Source organism: Carboxylicivirga longa, from assembly GCF_050589825.1.
GTDB lineage: Bacteria > Bacteroidota > Bacteroidia > Bacteroidales > Marinilabiliaceae > Carboxylicivirga > Carboxylicivirga longa.
The window spans coordinates 166,527-185,631 of the sequence record NZ_JBNGOZ010000005.1 but is presented as its reverse complement, the minus strand read 5'-3'; the positions used below and the strand labels follow the sequence as shown (position 1 = coordinate 185,631).

The following is a 19,105-nucleotide window of genomic DNA, read 5'->3' as shown; positions in this document are numbered from 1 at the left end:
TTGACAAGCGCCTTTTTTAATGTTAAACACTAATGACACGAATCGAAATCTTTAAAGAATTAAAAAGCTATGCCATCATCACGCTGGGTCTGATGGTAAGTGCTGTGGGCTGGACCGGCTTTATTATTCCCTGCGACATTGTAGGCGGTGGCGTAATGGGGCTTTCCTCCTTGCTCTATTTTATTTTTGATTTACCGGTTGGCCCAACTAACCTGGCTATCAACGGCGTTCTTATCCTACTCTCCATGAAGGTGCTGGGCAAAGGCTTTGGCTTTAAAACCATCTACTCGTTGGTCACCCTGTCGCTATTTATAACTGTTTTCCCTTATTTCATTACCGAGCCCATTGTTAGCGATCGCTTTATGGCAGCCATTATCGGAGGCGGTTTAGTAGGGGCCAGTATCGGCATTTTATTTGTTCAGGGCGGTAGCACGGGCGGTACCGAAATTGTTGCCATGATCATCAATAAGAATCACAACATTAGCCCGGGACGCATCATGATGTTCCTCGATGTATTTATCATCAGCTCCTCACTCATCGTCTTCAAATCACTGGAAACCATGGTATTTGGCTTTGTGGTAATCGGCTTAATGTCTTACATCGCCGACATGCTGCTTACCGGCTCACGACAGTCGGTTCAGATTCTTATCATCTCACAAAAACCTAAGGAAATCGCCCATAAACTATCATCGCAGATCAACCGGGGTCTCAGTTTCCTAAAGGGGCGCGGCTACTACTATGCCGGCGATCGCGAATTCATCATCACCATCGTAAAAAAATCAGAGTCGCACATGGTGTTTCAAATCATTAAAGAAGTGGACCCGGATGCCTTCATTTCAGTGGCCAACGTAATGGCAGTATACGGACAAGGCTTCGATGAGTATAAGCCGCCTCGCAGCAGCAAAAAAAGCATTAAGGCGCCACGTACTGACACCCAGCCAATTGTTTAAGCAAGAGATCAAAAGCCTCGGGCAATGGTGCCGCGAGGCTTATTTTTTCCTTACTCTCCGGATGTTGAAAGGTAAGACTCTCTGCATGCAGCAGTAATCGCTTCACACCGCTTAGTTCCGTCATAATTTTATTCAGGGTCCAGTCACCGTGTTGCGTATCTCCCAGAATGTCTGTTCGGTTAAAAGCAAAATGCTGCCGCAATTGGTGCCAGCGACCTGTCTCAGGCATTGCCTTCACCAGACTGATAGCCACATTCTCTTCCTGCTTATAAGAGATTCCTGTTTCAATGGTGGTAATTGTTTTATATGCCGTGCGGGCGGCCTGTCGTTTTTTCTTCTTTTTTATGAGTACCTCGTTGGTAAAAACACCTTCGCCCGGTACGCCTTTACAAAGAAGCATATAACTTTTATCCACTTTACGCTGTTCGAACTGCTTAGCCAAAGCAGCAGCTACTTCACGGGAGAAAGCCAGTACGATTAATCCCGATGTTTTGGCATCGAGACGGTGAACCGGAAACACCGGCCTATCTGTCAGCTGTCCCACCAGCTTAGTGAGGTAATCGGCATCGGCGGGCATAAAATCATTCTTATGAACCGGCAAATCAACCGGTTTATTTACGGCTACCAGGTAATCGTCCTGGTACAGAACATCCTTATTACATAACTGCATGCAGCAAAGATAAAGGCTTCCTCCTTCATTCTTATAAAATACTTTGTACTTTTGCCATCTTATTCAAAAAAAACATGCATAAAGACACCATTAAAACCACACTATTGGCCATTGTGGCCTGCCTGTTATGGTCAACCGCCTTTGTGGGCATTAAAATTGGCCTTCAATACACCACTCCTTTGCAGTTTGCCGGCCTGCGCTTTTTCTTTTCCGGTGTATTACTGTTACCCTTCACTAAATCCTTATCCCGCTTTTACCGCGTTGTGAGCAGCAACCTATGGCTGATTATTAAAATCTCTTTCTTCCAGACTTTCATTCTATATGCCCTGTTTTACACAGGTGTTGATTTGATCGATGGATCACTGGCGGCCATCATCATTGGCTCGCAACCTTTATTTGCTGCATTAACCGCACACTGGATGATGAGCAACGACAAAATGAGCCTTCGCAAACTATTGATTATCTCCTCAGGCATTGGCGGCATTGCTTTGATTGCCCTGCCCAAAGGGCTGGCTGGCCCGGGCAGCTGGAGCGAGCTGCTGGGCATGGCACTGCTGGTGCTGGCCAACATCGCCTCGGGCATGGGCAATGTATTTGTAAGTAAAAACAATAAGCAGATCTCTCCCATCATTCTCAGTGCGGCACAGATGATGATAGGTGGTTTTCTGCTGTTTCTGGTTTCCTTATTGATAGAGCCTTTTAAAGGTTTCATTTTTCCGGGTGAATACTACATCGCCCTCTCATGGCTTAGCTTTTTATCGGCAGCCGCCTTCTCCATCTGGTTTTTCCTGCTTCAGAAAGAACATGTTAAGGTATCAGATCTGAATATCTATAAATTCATTATTCCGGTATTCGGCGCCACTTTAAGCTGGCTGGTGCTACCCGATGAAACACCTAACATCACATCCTTGGCAGGAATGTTAATCATTGGTGCCTCCGTGGTAATGTATGGCCTTTTCAATATCAAGAAAAAATAAACTTTAGGCCATCTTTTTTGTTGCATGATGGACATCATGTTTCAAAACTTTAATTTTATATTTTGATTCATAAAATACGTTTTAACCATTACGCTATTCATGAGAATACGATTCACCCTACTGCTGATGGCCATGACCTTGTCAGTCTATGCCCAACAAACAAGCAAAGAAGACTCGCTTAAGAACAAGAAGAAACCCAAACGCTATAACGCTGTAGCTGCACGGTATCATGCAGGCCGGGTGTTACAGACCAATGATTTTGTAAAAGGAGAAAACGAGGCCAACCAGATCATCGACTACTATCAGGCGCTAACCATTAGCTATGGTGTACAAACCGATGGTAGCAAAGAGTGGCACCATATCTTCAACTTCCCATATTATGGTGTTGCTTTTTACAATGCCAACTTTTTTAATGTTAAAGAATTAGGCAAACCAACGGCGCTCTACGGCTTTATGGGCTTCCCCTTAAAAAGAGGCAAACGCGGCCTGTGGGGCTACGAGTTGGGCTTTGGGTTAACCTACAACTGGGAGCCTTATGACAAATATAATAATCCCTTTAACGTTGCCATTGGCTCGTACCGAACGGTGTATATCGATGCCAACATGTTCTATGAATACCATCTTAGCCCGCGCTTTGACCTGCGGGGCTCCTTCGGCTTTACTCATTTTTCCAATGGGGGTACCAAAAAACCCAACAGCGGCATTAACCTGCTGTCTCCATCAATTGAGTTAAGCTATCATTTTAAGGATCGCCCTTTGCTGATTAGAAAACCCCAACCGGCCTACGAACAGCACTATGAGGTGGCTATTCAACTGGGCTCCGGATCGAGCAACCTACTGTACGACAACATCAACACGCCTGCCAATCCTGATGATCCCAAGGGAGCAGCCGATGTGATGCACAATTACGTAAACCTGTCGGCCGCATTTTTAAAGCAGACAACCTGGAAAAATAAGTTTGGTGCCGGCTTTGACCTTAGCTACGATGAAAAAGCCAATGTTAAAATCACCTATCCGGAAGACGGTAGTCTGGAACCCACCGTGGAATTTGCCGATAAAACAGCCGATAAAATGATGCTGGGTTTATATGGCACCTATGAATTTGCCATCGACCGCCTGTCCATCGCCTCCTACCTCGGCTTCCTGGTATTACGCCACAAGGGAGAGAATGCCAACCCCCTGATGTATCAGAAGTTTGGCTTGAAATACCACTTTAAAAACAACCTGTATGCAGGACTGCTGGTCCGGGCTCACAACTTTTCGGTGGCCGAAGTGATTGAATGGAACATCGGCTATCGAATAAAATGGCATTAAGTTTGATCATTACAAGCTAAAACACAAACACTTTTAACAAATCACCATGAAAAAACTAGCATTATTCAGCCTGTTGGTAGCTTTCTCACTACTGAGTATGGCACAAGAGAACCAGACAGAAAAAATGACTCGCAAAGAACGGCGCGCCCTCCAAAAACAAGAGCAGGCAGAACGCACAGCTGAATTATCCAAGCTGCTGGAAGTGGCCATAGACGAACAACAATGGGTACTGGAGGCCAACGTACTACAAAACAAAAGAGGTGCTTCGGTGAATGTAAACAGCAACTTGAACTTTATTGCTGTTGAAGGCGATGAAGCCTTTGTTCAGCTGGGTTCTAGTACCGGAATGGGACAGAATGGTGTTGGGGGCGTATCGGTTCGTGGACGTGTTAGCAAGTACGAGGTAAAGAAAAACGACAAAAAAGGAACTTATTTTATCACAGTATATATCACATCGGCTCTTGGCTCGTTCGATATTCGACTTGACAGCAATGCCAGCGGACAGATTGCCAATGCCTCAGTGCAGGGAAACACCTCGCGTAGAGTGCAATACAGAGGCATACTACTACCTGTTTCCATGTCTAATGTTTACAAGGGAACTCCGATAATATAAAGCATAAGCCTGGTTACTAAGGCCGGTGCACAGACTGGCCTTAGCGATGGGTTTTTCGATGGTGGGCACCAATGGCCACATAGGTCTCTATCAGACGTGCGATGGAGCCTGCACTTATCTGCTCAAAATCGATAGCTTCAGGGTGAATAAATTCATAGCCACTGATATCGTCCTGTGCATGCATATTATCAAAGTTAGCCACGCGGCATACAAAACCCAAATCGGTAGTGTATACCGTGTATCCCGAGAACACATACTCATTGGGATAGGAAGCCAGAAAACGCAGGTCAATAACTTCCAGATTCAGCTCCTCCTTAATTTCCCGTACCAAAGCCGCCTCCGCTCGCTCGCCTGGATCAACGAAACCACCGGGCAAATCAAGCATACCTGCATGCGGGTCAAAAGCCCTTCGTGTCAGCAGCATCTCCCCCTTTTCGTTAATGATTATTCCAGCAACGGCGCAGGCCGAATTAACAAAAAAATGAAAATAACAGTCTTGACATTTAAAGGACTTACCATCCTGCGCAATAAATTGATTACTGCCACATCGCGGGCAAAAGCGAATTACTTCCTGAGGCTTCGTTTTACACATAACAGATACTTGAAATGATTCGTATTGATTGTTCCCTTCATCAAGCAAAGGGAATAAAAAACATAAAAATACACAAGTAATTTGATTCTACTCCCTTTTGGAAGTAGATAGAGGGGTTTAGTGAAAAATCATAATGCCGTCAACCTAAACCCCATAAAACGTGCTATTAAAAACCATTCAAGGTCATGGTAACCGTAGGTATCAACAAAAGGAAACCCAACACAATAAGCATAACAATTAATGGAGCAGCCCACTTAAACCATTTGGTATAGGGCACTTTGGCAACGCCCAAAACGCCAATCAAAACCGGCGAAGTAGGTGTTATCATATTGGTAAAGCCGTCGCCAAACTGGAAGGCCATAACAGTTGCCTGACGCGACAGACCTATCAAATCACTGAAAGGTGCCATAATGGGCATGGTCAGAGCCGCTTTAGCCGAGCCGCTGGGAATAAAAATATTAATCATGGTTTGAATACCATACATGATACCTACCGAGGCGATATTGCCCAAATCACTCATGGACTGTGCCAGAGCATGTAGTATGGTATGTACAATCTTCCCATCTTCGAGGATGACAATAATGCCACCGGCCAGGCCTACCACAAGAGCCGCCGACATAATATCTTTAGCACCCTCCAGAAAGAGTTTGGTAATTTGATTGGCATCGTTGCCCATGGCTATGCCCGAGAGAATGCCCATGGCAAGGAACAAGGCCGCTATTTCAGTGATATACCAGGCATAACCCATCACCCCAATCACCAAAAACAAAATAGTAAAGGCCAGTAGGTTAAGAATAAAAAAATGCACTTTCTTACGCAACGATAGGAAACCTGTAAGGATAAAAATACCGGCCATAATTGGCATAACAGGCCAGGTAATGCCTTCGCCACCTCCAATCTTCAGGGTAGTTTGCTGATGCATCAGCGCAAACAAAACAAGGGCCAATGCAGTGAGACCATAGGCCCACCAGGCAGCGCGCGGTGTTGCCTTATCAATATCTTCAAGCTGCGTTGCTGCTCGATTGCGCCAGTAGGCATCCTCATGATAAACAGGCGATGACTTGGGATTGCGCTTTACCTTACGAGCATAAATTAGTATGTATGCAAATCCCACTATGTTAATAATCACCCAGCATACCAGGCGATATTCAAAGCCAGAGAACAACGGCAGATCGGCCAGACCCTGTGCTATGCCTATGGTGAATGGATTGAGTACAGCACCGGCAAAGCCCAGGTGAGCCGCCAGATACACAATACCCACTCCGGTGATACTGTCGTAGCCCATTGAGATAGCCAGAGGAATCAGTACTACCATAAAGGCAATGGTTTCTTCACTCATGCCAAACACAGCACCAAATACCGAGAACATCAGCATAATAAGCGTTAGTATCAGGTTATTGGCTCCCATCATCCGTATAAGCTTAAAGTGATCGAGCCGCTTCACAAAATTCAAAAAGGAAAAAATACCCACATCAACAGCCTTCGAATCATTCATTATCCAGAAGGCTCCGCCAATCATTAGGATAAAAACAATAATACCAGCTCCTTTTTCGAAACCATTTACCATGGCCGCAAACACCTCCCAGGTCTGTGGCTGACTTTCAATGGTTTTAAACACCAACTGTGTTTGCTCAACACCATTAACAACGGTGGTTTCTTCCACGTATTCACCGCCCGGAACCAGCCAGGTTAAAATGGCAGCAAATACAATTAGAGAGAAAATAATAACGTAGGTATGCGGTACTTTTTTAAACATTTCTTTAAGATGTTAGACTCAAGATATAGGTATCAAGAAAATTAGACGAAGCACAAAAATAGGATTTTAATTTTACTGTTACCCATCTTATATTTATTAAGCGTTTCATCCAAATGCATTCAACAACTCCACAGGACGCATTCTCGCAAAATGTTATTAGTGCACTACAATTCAGTACAAGCTGAATTGATTAAAATCATAGACATACCATCTACAATTATCCTACTTTTAAATCCTTGAAATGGAGCAAAATAAAATTCTTATGAAGCAACTATTAATCAAGAATATAAAACAACTTATTCAGGTTGAGCAAGAGCACCAATCCTTTATTGCCGGGGCGCAGATGGCGCATTTACCATCTCTTAAAAACGCCTACCTGCTTATCAAAGGTGAAACAATCGAGTCGTACGGTAACATGGCAGAGCTAAATAAGGCAGCCTTACCTGACAACATCGAAGTAATTGATGCCACTGACAGACTCGTGTTGCCCGCCTGGTGCGACTCACATACCCATTTGGTATATCCCCAAAGCCGCGATGTAGAGTATGTAGATAAAATCAAAGGTTTGAGTTACGAAGAGATAGCTGCGCGCGGCGGTGGCATCCTTAATTCGGCCAAGCTAATGCAAACAGCCAGTGAGGAGCAGCTCTTCGATGATGCCATGCTTCGCTTACAGGAAATCATCAAGTGGGGCACCGGTGCGGTTGAAATTAAAAGTGGATACGGACTGACACTGGAAAGCGAACTCAAGATGCTGCGGGTCATTAAGCGTCTGAAAGAAGCCAGCCCACTAAGCATAAAATCAACTTTCCTGGGTGCACACTCCATTCCCCTGGAATACCGCGGGCAACAGGAGAAATATGTTGATTTGATTATTAACGAAATGCTACCAGCTGTAGCCAAAGAACAATTGGCCGATTATGTGGATGTATTCTGCGATGTAGGTTTCTTCTCGGTAGAGGATACCGATCGCATATTGAATGCAGCCGCTAAATATGGTCTACGCCCTAAGATACATGCCAATGAGCTGGATTATTCGGGTGGCATACAAGTGGGCGTTCAGCACCGCGCGCTATCGGTCGATCATCTGGAATATACAGGTGAGGATGAGATTCGGGCGCTGAAAGATTCGGGCACCATGCCCACCATCCTGCCGGGCGCTGCCTTCTTCCTGAACATGGCCTATGCACCGGCCCGTAAAATGATGGAGGCCGGATTACCCGTGGCTTTGGCCTCCGATTACAACCCGGGCTCATCACCATCGGGTAACATGCAGCTAATAATGTCCATGGGCAGCGTTTTATACCGTATGCTGCCGGAAGAGGTGATTCATGCCGTAACAAAAAACACAGCTTACGCCATGGGTGTTGATAAAGAACTGGGCTCTATCTGTATTGGCAAAAAAGCCAACCTGGTAATCACCAAGCCCATTCCGGGCATTGAGTACCTGCCCTATGCCTACGGCGAAAATAAGGTGGAAACGACCATTTTAAATGGAGTTATCAGCTAATAGTTGTTGCCTAACGGCTTTTTACATCACGACTTAGAACCGCAATCTTCGGAGTAATAAAAGAAGATAAAAGTCATAAGAGCTAAGACCTATTGAAACATTGGCCTCTCAACTAACAACTAAATTAAATAAAATACACTTGGCACAACGAACGGCGCACTAAATATAAAATCAACGAAAAACTAAATACCATGCAACAATTAATCGAATGTGTTCCTAACTTCTCTGAAGGATGCGACATGACGATCATCGACAAAATTACCGATGAAATTAAGAAGGTAGACGGCGTAAAGCTCATCGATGTAGATCCGGGGAAAGCCACCAACCGCACCGTAGTAACCCTTGTGGGTACACCCAACGAAGTATGTGAAGCCGCTTTTCAGGCGGTAAAAAAAGCGCAGGAACTGATTGACATGCGCCATCATAAAGGCGCCCATCCACGATTCGGAGCCACCGATGTATGCCCACTGGTACCCGTGGCTAACATCACCATGGAAGAAACGGTGCAGTACGCCCACAAGCTGGCCGAGCGCATTGGCAAAGAATTGAACATCCCCATCTACTGCTATGAATTTGCCGCCAAAGAAGAAAAACGGAAAAATCTGGCGAGCTGCCGCGAAGGCGAATACGAAGCGATTCCCAAGCGTATTGGTACTGCTGAATGGAAGCCGGATTATGGTCCTGCTGAGTGGAACGAAAGTGTGGCTCAATCGGGCGTTACAGCGGTAGGCGCCCGTAACTTCCTGATTGCCTATAATGTAAACCTGAACACCACCTCAACACGCCGTGCCAATGCCATTGCCTTTGATGTGCGCGAACGAGGACGCGTGAAGCGCGAAGGACATCCGGTAACCGGTAAAATTGTAAAAGACGAAAATGGCAATCCTGTGAATATTCCCGGCATGCTGAAATCGGTGAAAGGCATTGGCTGGTACATTGAAGAATACGGTGTGGCACAAATATCCATGAACCTGACCGATATTACGGTTACATCCTTGCATAAAGCCTACGAAGCGGTGTACGAGCGTGCCAACGCCCGCGGCATCCGGGTAACAGGTTCCGAGATGGTAGGTGTAGTACCGCTTCAGGCCATGCTGGATGCCGGTAGATACTTCCTGCGTAAACAAGAGCGCTCAACGGGTATTCCGGAGCGTGAGATCATTAAGATTGCAGTGAAATCAATGGGACTGGACGAGCTATATCCCTTTGATCCGGACAAGAAAATTATAGAGTACATCCTGAAGGAAGATAAGAAGCAGCTAATCGACATGAACCTGACTGCGTTTGCTGACGAGACGGCTTCGGAATCGCCTGCGCCGGGTGGGGGCTCCATCTCAGCTTATGTGGGCTCATTGGGTGCTGCCCTGGGCACCATGGTAGCCAACCTATCGGCACACAAACGCGGCTGGGACGATCGCTGGGAAGAATTCAGCGACTGGGCCGAGAAAGGTATGGCAGTTGAAAAAGAACTGCTACACCTGGTAGATGAAGACACCCATGCTTTTAATAAGATTATGGATGCCTTTGGTTTGCCCAAATCAAATGAGGAGGAGAAGGCAGCCCGCAAAAAAGCCATTGACGAGGCCACTAAATACGCCATCCAGGTACCCTTCCGGGTGATGGAAGTAGCCTATAAAGGTTTTGAAGTGATACGAGCCATGGCTGAAATTGGTAATCCCAACTCTGTGAGCGATGCCGGCGTGGGCGCCTTATGTGCCCGTTCTGCCGTGATGGGGGCTTACCTGAACGTGAAAATCAACGCCGCCGGGCTGGATGATAAAGCCTATGTGGAGAAGGTATTGGCAGATGGTAAAGCAATTGAGGACAAAGCCATACAGGAAGAAAAGGACATACTGGAGATTGTCAATGGGAAAATATAACCACTGGCTGATAGTTATTTGTTTAATATATGCGGCTGCCGAATGATCGGTGGCCGTTTTTTTTTGGTAATGCAGTATACATACTAATTACAACACATTAAAATGTAACATAATCTATTCTACCCCGTACTACATCTAACAAAAAAATAACACCTACATCCAAATGATTAAGAACATAGCGATGCTGACACTATTGGTCATGCACATAAGCGCATTTGCGCAAAAAAAATACACGAATCCAGAAAAGGCTGAAAAGCTAAAACAACTCTTCCCGAATGCCATTATTGCTTCATCAGCGTATAATTCGCAGTACACGTTTAGGGTAAATGCCCAGGGCTTACAGGTGGAAGAAAAAGAAAAAACTGACCTCATCTCGCTCGAAAGCAACATTAAGTATTACAAAAATGTGTATTACAATGATAATGTTGACCTAACACATGGCTCAGCCAGATACACATCGGGGCGTGGCAAACTAAAATATGATAAAATATATGGTAACTACGAAGTGGATGGTATTTTTTACTCAGATGCCAAAGTGGCTCATTATAACTTTGATATGCTATATGAATCTACTGAAGTAACCTTTCGATCGACCTGCCTTTATAAAGATCCCAAGTATCTCACTAAAGTATTTTTGCAAGATACAGAACCGGTGCACAAACGTAATATCTCTTTTCACATTCCCGATGGAGTAGATGTTGAACTGGTAGAAATGAATTTCGAAGGCTATAGCATCACGCGCACTGAGGAAAAAAAAGAAGGGGTGACGCTAGTGAATTTCAGCTGTGAGCAATTAAAAAAACTTGAAGATGAAGACAATTCTCGCGGTATTTTGTATCATGCCCCTCACATTATAGTTCTTAGCAAAAGCTACACAGCCAATGGAAGTAAAAAAACGGTAATCAGTACTGTTGACGATTTATACAACTGGTACAATAGTCTGGCTCAAAAGGTAAAAGTGGATAACTCCCCATACGCAGAATTGGTAAATCAGCTAACCGCAGGTGCTAAAAGTAATGAGGAGAAAATTAAAAAGATCTACTATTGGGTGCAAGAGCATATTAAATACATTGCTTTTGAAGAGGGTATAGCTGGATTTAAGCCGGATGCTCCTCAAAATGTTTACAATAACCGCTACGGCGACTGTAAAGGTATGGCCATACTAACTAAATCAATGCTCAAAGTAGCGGGAATCGATGCCCGTTTGACGTGGATAGGAACCAGTAAAATACCCTATAACTACGACTTACCCTCATTGTGTGTTGACAACCATATGGTTTGCACAGCCTTTACTAATGATAAAATGTTTGTACTGGATGCTACCGAAAAATATATTGGGCTAGGTAAAAATGCGGAACGAATTCAGGGCAAAGAAATGCTCATTGAAAATGGCGATACATATATCCGCAAACACGTTCCTACTCACACGGCAGAAGACAACCTGTTGCTTCGCACCGAAAACATACAAATTGAAAATAATAACCTGGTTGGTGAAGGTTCCTTGCTTGTTAAGGGTGAAACAAAGAAAAATATCCTTTATCTATCCAACAACACTAAGGTGGAAGATAAAAATGATTTATTTAATTACTTGTCAGTGTCTGAATCAAACAATGAAGATAAGGTGCAAGTACTTAACGCGCCTGATTCAAACAGGGATAAGCCCTTAGAACTCAAATACAATTACAATATTACCAATCGAATCAGTGAGTTTGATGGTGAATTATTTATTGAGCTGGACTGGGATAAACGCTTAAGCGGTGCCAAAATAGACAAAGAGCGCAAAAGCGCCTATGCGTTTGGAAAGAAGGTCATGTCAAAAACACTGAAGACCGTATCAATACCCAAAGGTTATAAACTAAGTTATCTGCCGGAAGCTGTGTCGTTTAGCGATGGTGAAATAATGGTTAACGTACATATGAAATCAAATGGTAACACCATTACTTACACCAACGAAGTAAAGATCAATAATGGATTAATATTGCCCGAACAGTTTGAGTTATGGAACACCATTATTGAAAAGCTCAACACATTCTATGGAGATCAGATTATTCTCAAAAAAATATAAACACAACACTATGAAAATTAAATTAATAATTACATTCTTAGTTGCCTCCTTCCAGCTGCTTAGTGCCGGTGAAAAATATGAGGAAATAAAAACGGAAATGTGGAGCTCTGCTAATACTGCTTTTTCAAACACTAACGTACCTGCCAAATGGAGTAGCAGCTCAGCTGTCATTCTAGCGCAGCTCAACCGCTTTGAGTACCGCAAACCTGCCATTATAAAAGAACTACAAACCAACAACTATTATCATATTCGAATTAAACTCAACGATAAAAATGCAATAAAAGAATATTCAGAAATCAGTTTCCCTTCTGAGCGACGCGCCTTATCGGTTTATACGGGCTTTAAACTTGTAAAGCCGGACGGTCGTGAAATCATTATTGACCAATCGACGGCTGTTGAAATGGAAATGAACAAGGGTGGCTCAACCCGGGCCTATAAAAAACTGGCCATACCCAACCTTGAAGTAGGCGATATTCTTGATTATTACATTTGTGAGGAGGAAACTCTTCCGCTTAACTCCAACATGTACTATTTCCGCCCCGTACAATACGACCTGCCACAAGAATACCCTGTAGTTGAACAGCGCCTTGAGTTTAAAGCCCAACGCCGCTGTTTTATCTCAATGAATGCAGTTAACGGAGCACCCCAGTTGCAAAAACAGGTGGATGAGGAAACAGATGAGATCACCTACTACCTGGTTGATAAAAATCGAGAAGGCGTTAAAGCCACCAGATGGTTTTATCCTTACCGCGAATTACCTACTATCAAATTCAGGGCAGCTTATGCATCAGGCAAGGCAGTAAGGCAAAACGATGTTTTCTTAGGCGAACCAGGAGAAGTGAAAAGTCAAGTATCTGAAAAGGAACTTTTAGACTTCCTTAGCTACATCTTCATCAACGTATCAACTGACATCTCTAAGATGAGCAAGTATGTTAAGAAAAATGTGGATAAAAAGGCAAGCGGCATGGATAAGGCAAAAGCAGCCTTCTACTATCGCCGTAACGAGGAGCTTAACTGGGACGAAGTAAGAACCATTGCTGATAAAGATACATGGAATCAAAACCTGGCGATGTACAAAGACAATGCATTTCAGAGCTTCGATCGTTTTGCTACGTTTCTTGATGCTCAAGACATACCCCATGATATTGTAATTGCAGTACCAAGAGACATTGCATCAATTGATGACTTATTGTTGGAACAGGAACTGAAATTTTTATTCCGCATTAAAGAAAATGGTGAATATCTATACCTGTCGCCTGTCGATAATTATCGTATCCCTGGAGATTTTGATGCTGATTTGATGGGAACAGAAGCCTACATACTGGATGGCAATGCACTCTCAAAGGATTGGAAATTGGAGAAAATTTCCTTACCGGTAATAAGTAAGGATGATAATAAGGAAGTCAACACCTTAGATGTTACCCTAAGTGAAGATCTTAAGTCGGCCTCCATTAGTATGCACAGCACCTTAAACGGTTACCAAAAGAACTATGCGCAACATACACTTCTAGACATATACGATTATAAAGAAGAAGAAAGTTCGAAGTTTAAAATGCAACAGAATTTTGAGGGTACTCTTTGGTTGAAAAAGAAATTACTAGGGCTTCGTGAATCCTATCTTAAAACGAAGGAACAGTACCGCAATAAAACACTGAAATCAATCACTGACAATAGTTTCGATTTGAAAATTGATACTGTATCGAACTTTAAACTTATCCAGAGTGGCCGCTTTGATACCCTGCCTGAGATGAAATATCAATATACATTTCAAACCTCAGAATTGGTGAAAAAAGCCGGACGCAATTATATGGTAGAGATTGGAAAGTTGATTCAAAAGCAAACGAAAATCGAAAAAGAAGAATTAGACCGACAACAAGGCATCTACCAATACAGCCCTCGCGCCTATTCCTACACCATTCGGGTTACTATCCCCAAAGGCTATACTGTGCAAGGTATCGATCAGTTAAACACCAATATTGAGAACGCACAAGGGGGCTTTGTTAGCACTGCCAAGAAAGAAGGAGATCAACTCATTGTTACCTCCAATAAATATTACAATCATATTTACGACAATGCTGAAACATGGCCTAGCTATGTTGAATTCTTGAATGCTGCGGCAAATTTCAGCGAACGCAAAGTATTATTAAAAAAGCTGTAATCGATACTGATTACTCATTAATAAAAAGCAAATAATGTATAATATGTGCGGCTGCCGAATGATCGGTGGCCGTTTTTTTATCTGTTTTGAACGCTGTTTGTGAAAAGATTTTTTGACCGGTGTAACATTTATGCTGACAAAAGAGTATAAATCTTACACTCAAACACGTTAGTTATGAAATTATTTTACCCTAAAATGGCCAATAAGCTATGGGCATCTTGTTTCCTCTTAAGCATTATGCTTATGCCCCTTAAGGGACTATCACAAGACAACAAGGGAAAGTGTAACGATTGCTTCAATACAGAGATAGTTGAGTTAATCGAGGAGGATTTATGCCTGCACATCGAATTAAAGGTATCGGCACAGCAATGCGGACAGGCCCTCTCCCACTTGACCGTTGAAGCACCCTGCGGCACTGTTGCAGAAGCAACAAATTCTGAAAACTGGGCAATGAGCCTCAATAGTGCGGACCCCACCACCGGCATTTATGGGCTAAAGGTGGATGATATCCCTAACTTTGGCGAGGATGGGAAAGCCGATTCGTTTATTCTCAACTATACGATATGCAGCGATGATAAAGATTGTATGGAAGAGATAAAAAACAATTATTTTACTGTGGCCTACAAAACAGGTACATGCATCTTTACCGACAGCATTCTGATTGATTCACAAGCACTGGATGCTACCATCGAAGTGCATCCCATCACTTGCTATGGCGAGGATAATGGAAGCATTGATGTATCGGTTAGAGGCGGCATACCCCCCTATAGCTTCCTATGGAACAATGGCTTTACTACAGAGGATATCGCTAACTTACCCGCAGGCGAATATGAAGTGTACATCAGTGATGCCAATGGAGAAAACCTCACTTTGAGTGCTGCACTTACAGAGCCGGAAAGCATTAAAGTCAATTCTACAATCACAAATTCCAACTGTGGCTTTTCAGACGGAGCCATTCATATCGAAGTAACAGGTGGACTGCCGCCGTATAAATACAGCTGGAATACGGGACACACCACCGCCACTGTTGATAAGCTGAAGGGTGGCCTATACACCGTGACCGTTGAGGATGCACTGGCTTGTGCAAAAAGCTACGCATTCCGCGTTAAGGAAGAATCGGATCTCTCCATCAACATTGATAACGCAGTTTTGGAATGCCATGAGGAAGGTCAGGGAACCCTTACAGCCACTGTCAGTGGCGGCCTTGCTCCTTACACTTATCTTTGGAATAATGGTGATACAACAGCCACTGCAAACGACCTAAGCAGCGGCGGACACACGATAACCGTTACCGACGCCAATGGATGCGCTCAGTCCGAAAGGGCATATGTCACACTCAAAAAGCTGAATATCACTGCCGCAGTTAATAACCCATTATGCCATGGCGATAGTACGGGATCCATCAGTATCGAAATTAATAACGGAACACCGCCCTACGATATTCAATGGATTACCGGTGATACCACAAGCACTGTTACCAATCTGCCCCCCAACTACTATCCGGTAACCGTTACCGACAGCGTGGGCTGCTCCAACAAAAAGTATATCAGAATCAGTGAGCCCGAAGCGATTACACTGAATGCCGCTGTAAGACGCCAAAGCTGCGAATCAGAGGATTCTACAATGCTAATAATCATTAACGCCAATGGGGGAACACCTCCTTATGACATTTACTATAAGGGTGAGCTGCTGCCCGATGATCAACTGACTACTGATAAAGAAGGCGACTATGAGTTTACTGTAATCGATGCCAATGAATGTAGTATTACCCAAAATGTTACGATTGAGCGTCCCGATGCAGTTTTAAAAGCGAACATTGATATTGTTCAGCCCAACTGCGAGCAGCCGTACGGTTCTGTAACAATAACACCCTCTGAAGGCAATGAACCATATGTGGCCATTTGGTCCGATGGCTATACAGGTTTGGTGCGAAATAACCTTGAGCCGGGCGAGTATACTGTTAGTATTGAAGATGCAATTGCTTGTAACCTCACACAAACAGTTCAAATTGATTCCGTAAGGCAAGCATCGGTCAAAATAACGCCCCCAATTAATGCACCGCTATGTAATTCAACAGATAATGTACTGCAAGCCATTACAGAACATGCTGAAAGCTATCAATGGACTATCCAAACCGCTAACAATTGGCTGGTTCAAAATCAAACAGACAACCAGCTCTTGTATTCATCAGGCGAAGGAAATGCATCCATAAGCCTGGAGGTAACCAGTATAGATGGCTGTACTGCAAGTGATACTATTATTTTAAGCTGTACAAACGAGGACTCATCAGGTGAAGACGGCACGGAAGGTGAAACTCCAGATACTTCCACCTGTGAAAATAACTGCTTAGACATCATAGGAATAAACATGGAATTGACTAATGACGACTGCTATGTGTACACTGCAGAGGTAATTACCAATGGCAATTGTCAATACGATTTATCTCACTTAACAATCAGTATCGACGAGGGCTTTGTCAGCGAAGTAAGCAACTCCCAAAACTGGCCGGAGGAATTGAACTCAAGCGATCCAACCACCGGCCTTTATGGGTTTAAGATTGATAACATCGAAGGATTTGGCAAATATCCTGAATCATTTAGCTTGCAGTTTAAGCTGTGTACGCAAGCAAAACCTGCGCCCCAATCCTTTTTGGTAGCCTATAAAGCTGCCCAGTGCATCATGTTCGACACATTGAATATTAATGTTCAGCCAAAACTCGCTTCAAAGAGTTACCCCAACCCGTTTGTTGAACAAACAACCATTGAATTCACACCGGCGGAAGATGACTATGCTGTACTAAATATTTATGGTGCTAACGGTAAACTGCTGCAGTGCTTATACGAAGGTCCTGTTAGTGCCCAAACAAAATATACTTTCAAATTCAGGAGCCCGGTTGCCGGAAGCAACATCTACTTTTATCAACTAAAGTGCGGTAAACAATCTGCCAGTGGCAAGCTGATACAAACAGCATATTAAAAATAAAATTATCACCCCCTGAAAAGCGGTACTGTTGCCAGTACCGCTTTTTTTTGTTACTCATCCATCTCCCCTAATTACAATTTAGCGTTAATAATTTTATTTATTATCTAGTACAGACGAAACAAAAGCTATGGCTTCTCGTAATACTATCATAATTATTATAACAGCTAAGTACACGTTCTATTTTTAAATGAATATCTGACCCAACATTTTTCTTGCATAAGCGCAGCAGCTCACTTTTCGGTCACAAAATAGCCACCAAGGATAAGAGGCTATTAATCAATAATTTACCCGCAACTACTGCATGCTAATTACATATTATAAGACAACTAAAAGACAGACAAATGAAACACCTATTGAAAACAACACTAGTACTAAGCATTTTTTTAAGCCTGCTCAGTTGCAGCAAAGACGATGAAAGCCCCAGCTCAAATTCTTTAAAGGCAGATGGGGTACATTTCTCTATCAATGAGGCGAACATAATGGGTATATCAGCAGGCGATGGCGGTCATACTGTCATTAACTTGAGTGGCGGCAATGCCAGTGGGGTTCAAAACCTGGCGATCGATATAGATGCCTATACGCGAGAAACCATCCCAGGCAGTTATTCCTATCCCACCATGGAAGGCGACAAAGCACTCAACGACTGGCTCACTAACTACATGTACACCGATAGTGACATAACCAATATAACCACATCGAACCTCAAAAGCGGCCAGGTTACGATTACTCATAATGGAGGGAATAATTACACGCTCGACATGAACCTGACAATGGTGGATGGCGCAACATTCACCGGTATCTACACGGGCGATTTTTCAGTCATGTTCAGTGTAAATAACTAAAAACAGTGAGAACCAGAATACTGTAAAATGATTTAATTATCTATATTTGGAAAGATTATAAATAAACCTCAACAAAATTGATTATCATGAAAAGAATTTAGTATTGTTTGTTGCCTTGCTCCTTTCTTGCAACCTGTTTGCACAATCGTTCGATTCTTCAAAAATAAGAGCTGGTGCCGGATTGGTATATGCAACTGAGATTGGTAACATTGGTATCAACCTTAACGGTGTTTATGCTTTTACCGACCAATGGGAAGGAGCCTTTGGCTACAGCCACATTTTCAAAAAAGATTATGTAACATTTAACATCTTTGATTTCGATGCCCACTATGTATTCCATCAGCAGGATGAAAAAATGAACTTTTATGGCATTGGCGGTTTAAACATTACTTCTGTAAAGCTTGATATACCAGACAACCCTTTTGGAATTGGCGGCTCAGCTTCTGACTCCAATGTTGGTTTAAACCTGGGGGTTGGTATGAACTATAAGCTAAGCGAGCAATTAAACTTAGCTCCGGAAGCACGCTTTACTATTATTGACGACACCTATTTCCGAATTGGAGCAAGTGTTCAATACCTCTTTTAAAAAAGAGAAAAGCATTGATAAAAACAAAACGACTACTTGTTATTGGGTAGTCGTTTTTTTTGGCTGTCATTTTCTCTCCATATTTTAGCCATTCGGCAACGATAATTGAACAATTATCCCCCTTGCCGATCAAAGAAATCCAGCTGATTTACGCTATTTTAGCTACCTACAAACAAATACAATTGTGAAGCGAGCCATATGACGTTCTTT

General features: G+C 43.3%; 14 protein-coding genes. 11 read left to right on the top strand and 3 right to left on the bottom strand.

The features are described 5' to 3' along the window. Nucleotides 1-32 precede the first annotated feature (32 nt). Nucleotides 33-950 (top strand): YitT family protein, encoded by a 918-nt coding sequence (locus ACRD7A_RS06240; protein WP_430810277.1) that lies wholly within the window; start codon nucleotides 33-35, stop codon nucleotides 948-950. Here the strand turns inward: ACRD7A_RS06240 and ACRD7A_RS06235 are convergent. After that, the gene (locus ACRD7A_RS06235; RefSeq protein WP_430810276.1) at nucleotides 913-1,620 is read right to left on the bottom strand and encodes an RluA family pseudouridine synthase; all 708 of its coding nucleotides are present in this window, start codon (nucleotides 1,618-1,620) and stop codon (nucleotides 913-915) included. The genes ACRD7A_RS06240 and ACRD7A_RS06235 overlap by 38 nt on opposite strands. 74 nt (nucleotides 1,621-1,694) lie before the next feature. Here ACRD7A_RS06235 and ACRD7A_RS06230 point away from each other — a divergent pair, with 74 nt between their 5' ends. From ACRD7A_RS06230 to ACRD7A_RS06220, 3 genes are all read left to right on the top strand, one after another. Beyond that, nucleotides 1,695-2,597: a DMT family transporter gene (locus tag ACRD7A_RS06230; protein WP_430810275.1), complete on the top strand. Its 903-nt coding sequence runs from the start codon at nucleotides 1,695-1,697 to the stop codon at nucleotides 2,595-2,597. 99 nt (nucleotides 2,598-2,696) lie between these two features. Further along, nucleotides 2,697-3,911, top strand: coding sequence for an acyloxyacyl hydrolase (locus tag ACRD7A_RS06225; protein ID WP_430810274.1), 1,215 nt, complete (start codon nucleotides 2,697-2,699; stop codon nucleotides 3,909-3,911). 46 nt (nucleotides 3,912-3,957) lie between these two features. Beyond that, the gene (locus tag ACRD7A_RS06220; protein ID WP_430810273.1) at nucleotides 3,958-4,524 is read left to right on the top strand and encodes a DUF4251 domain-containing protein; all 567 of its coding nucleotides are present in this window, start codon (nucleotides 3,958-3,960) and stop codon (nucleotides 4,522-4,524) included. 40 nt (nucleotides 4,525-4,564) lie between these two features. On the opposite strand, the gene ACRD7A_RS06215 is transcribed toward ACRD7A_RS06220, so the two are convergent. Further along, the gene (locus ACRD7A_RS06215; protein WP_430810272.1) at nucleotides 4,565-5,116 is read right to left on the bottom strand and encodes an NUDIX hydrolase; all 552 of its coding nucleotides are present in this window, start codon (nucleotides 5,114-5,116) and stop codon (nucleotides 4,565-4,567) included. 166 nt (nucleotides 5,117-5,282) lie between these two features. Then, nucleotides 5,283-6,872, bottom strand: a complete 1,590-nt coding sequence (locus tag ACRD7A_RS06210; protein WP_430810271.1) for a YfcC family protein — start codon at nucleotides 6,870-6,872, stop codon at nucleotides 5,283-5,285. Nucleotides 6,873-7,134: 262 nt separating this feature from the next. Here ACRD7A_RS06210 and hutI point away from each other — a divergent pair, with 262 nt between their 5' ends. The 7 genes from hutI to ACRD7A_RS06175 all read left to right on the top strand — a co-directional run bounded on the left by hutI (nucleotide 7,135) and on the right by ACRD7A_RS06175 (nucleotide 18,895). After that, complete coding sequence (hutI, locus tag ACRD7A_RS06205; RefSeq protein ID WP_430810270.1) at nucleotides 7,135-8,382, top strand: imidazolonepropionase; 1,248 nt, start codon at nucleotides 7,135-7,137, stop codon at nucleotides 8,380-8,382. Nucleotides 8,383-8,573: 191 nt separating this feature from the next. Next, nucleotides 8,574-10,262 carry a glutamate formimidoyltransferase gene (gene ftcD / locus ACRD7A_RS06200; protein ID WP_430810269.1) on the top strand — a complete coding sequence of 563 codons (1,689 nt, stop codon included), beginning with the start codon at nucleotides 8,574-8,576 and terminating at the stop codon, nucleotides 10,260-10,262. Nucleotides 10,263-10,425: 163 nt separating this feature from the next. Next, on the top strand, nucleotides 10,426-12,327 hold the full coding sequence (locus ACRD7A_RS06195) for a transglutaminase-like domain-containing protein (protein WP_430810268.1): 1,902 nt from the start codon (nucleotides 10,426-10,428) through the stop codon (nucleotides 12,325-12,327). Nucleotides 12,328-12,337: 10 nt separating this feature from the next. Then, nucleotides 12,338-14,485 (top strand): DUF3858 domain-containing protein, encoded by a 2,148-nt coding sequence (locus ACRD7A_RS06190; RefSeq protein ID WP_430810267.1) that lies wholly within the window; start codon nucleotides 12,338-12,340, stop codon nucleotides 14,483-14,485. A 174-nt stretch (nucleotides 14,486-14,659) separates the two neighbouring features. After that, the gene (locus ACRD7A_RS06185) at nucleotides 14,660-17,461 is read left to right on the top strand and encodes a T9SS type A sorting domain-containing protein (protein WP_430810266.1); all 2,802 of its coding nucleotides are present in this window, start codon (nucleotides 14,660-14,662) and stop codon (nucleotides 17,459-17,461) included. Nucleotides 17,462-17,808: 347 nt separating this feature from the next. Continuing rightward, on the top strand, nucleotides 17,809-18,309 hold the full coding sequence (locus tag ACRD7A_RS06180) for a hypothetical protein (protein WP_430810265.1): 501 nt from the start codon (nucleotides 17,809-17,811) through the stop codon (nucleotides 18,307-18,309). A 103-nt stretch (nucleotides 18,310-18,412) separates the two neighbouring features. Next, nucleotides 18,413-18,895 carry an outer membrane beta-barrel protein gene (locus ACRD7A_RS06175; RefSeq protein ID WP_430810264.1) on the top strand — a complete coding sequence of 161 codons (483 nt, stop codon included), beginning with the start codon at nucleotides 18,413-18,415 and terminating at the stop codon, nucleotides 18,893-18,895. Nucleotides 18,896-19,105 lie beyond the last annotated feature (210 nt).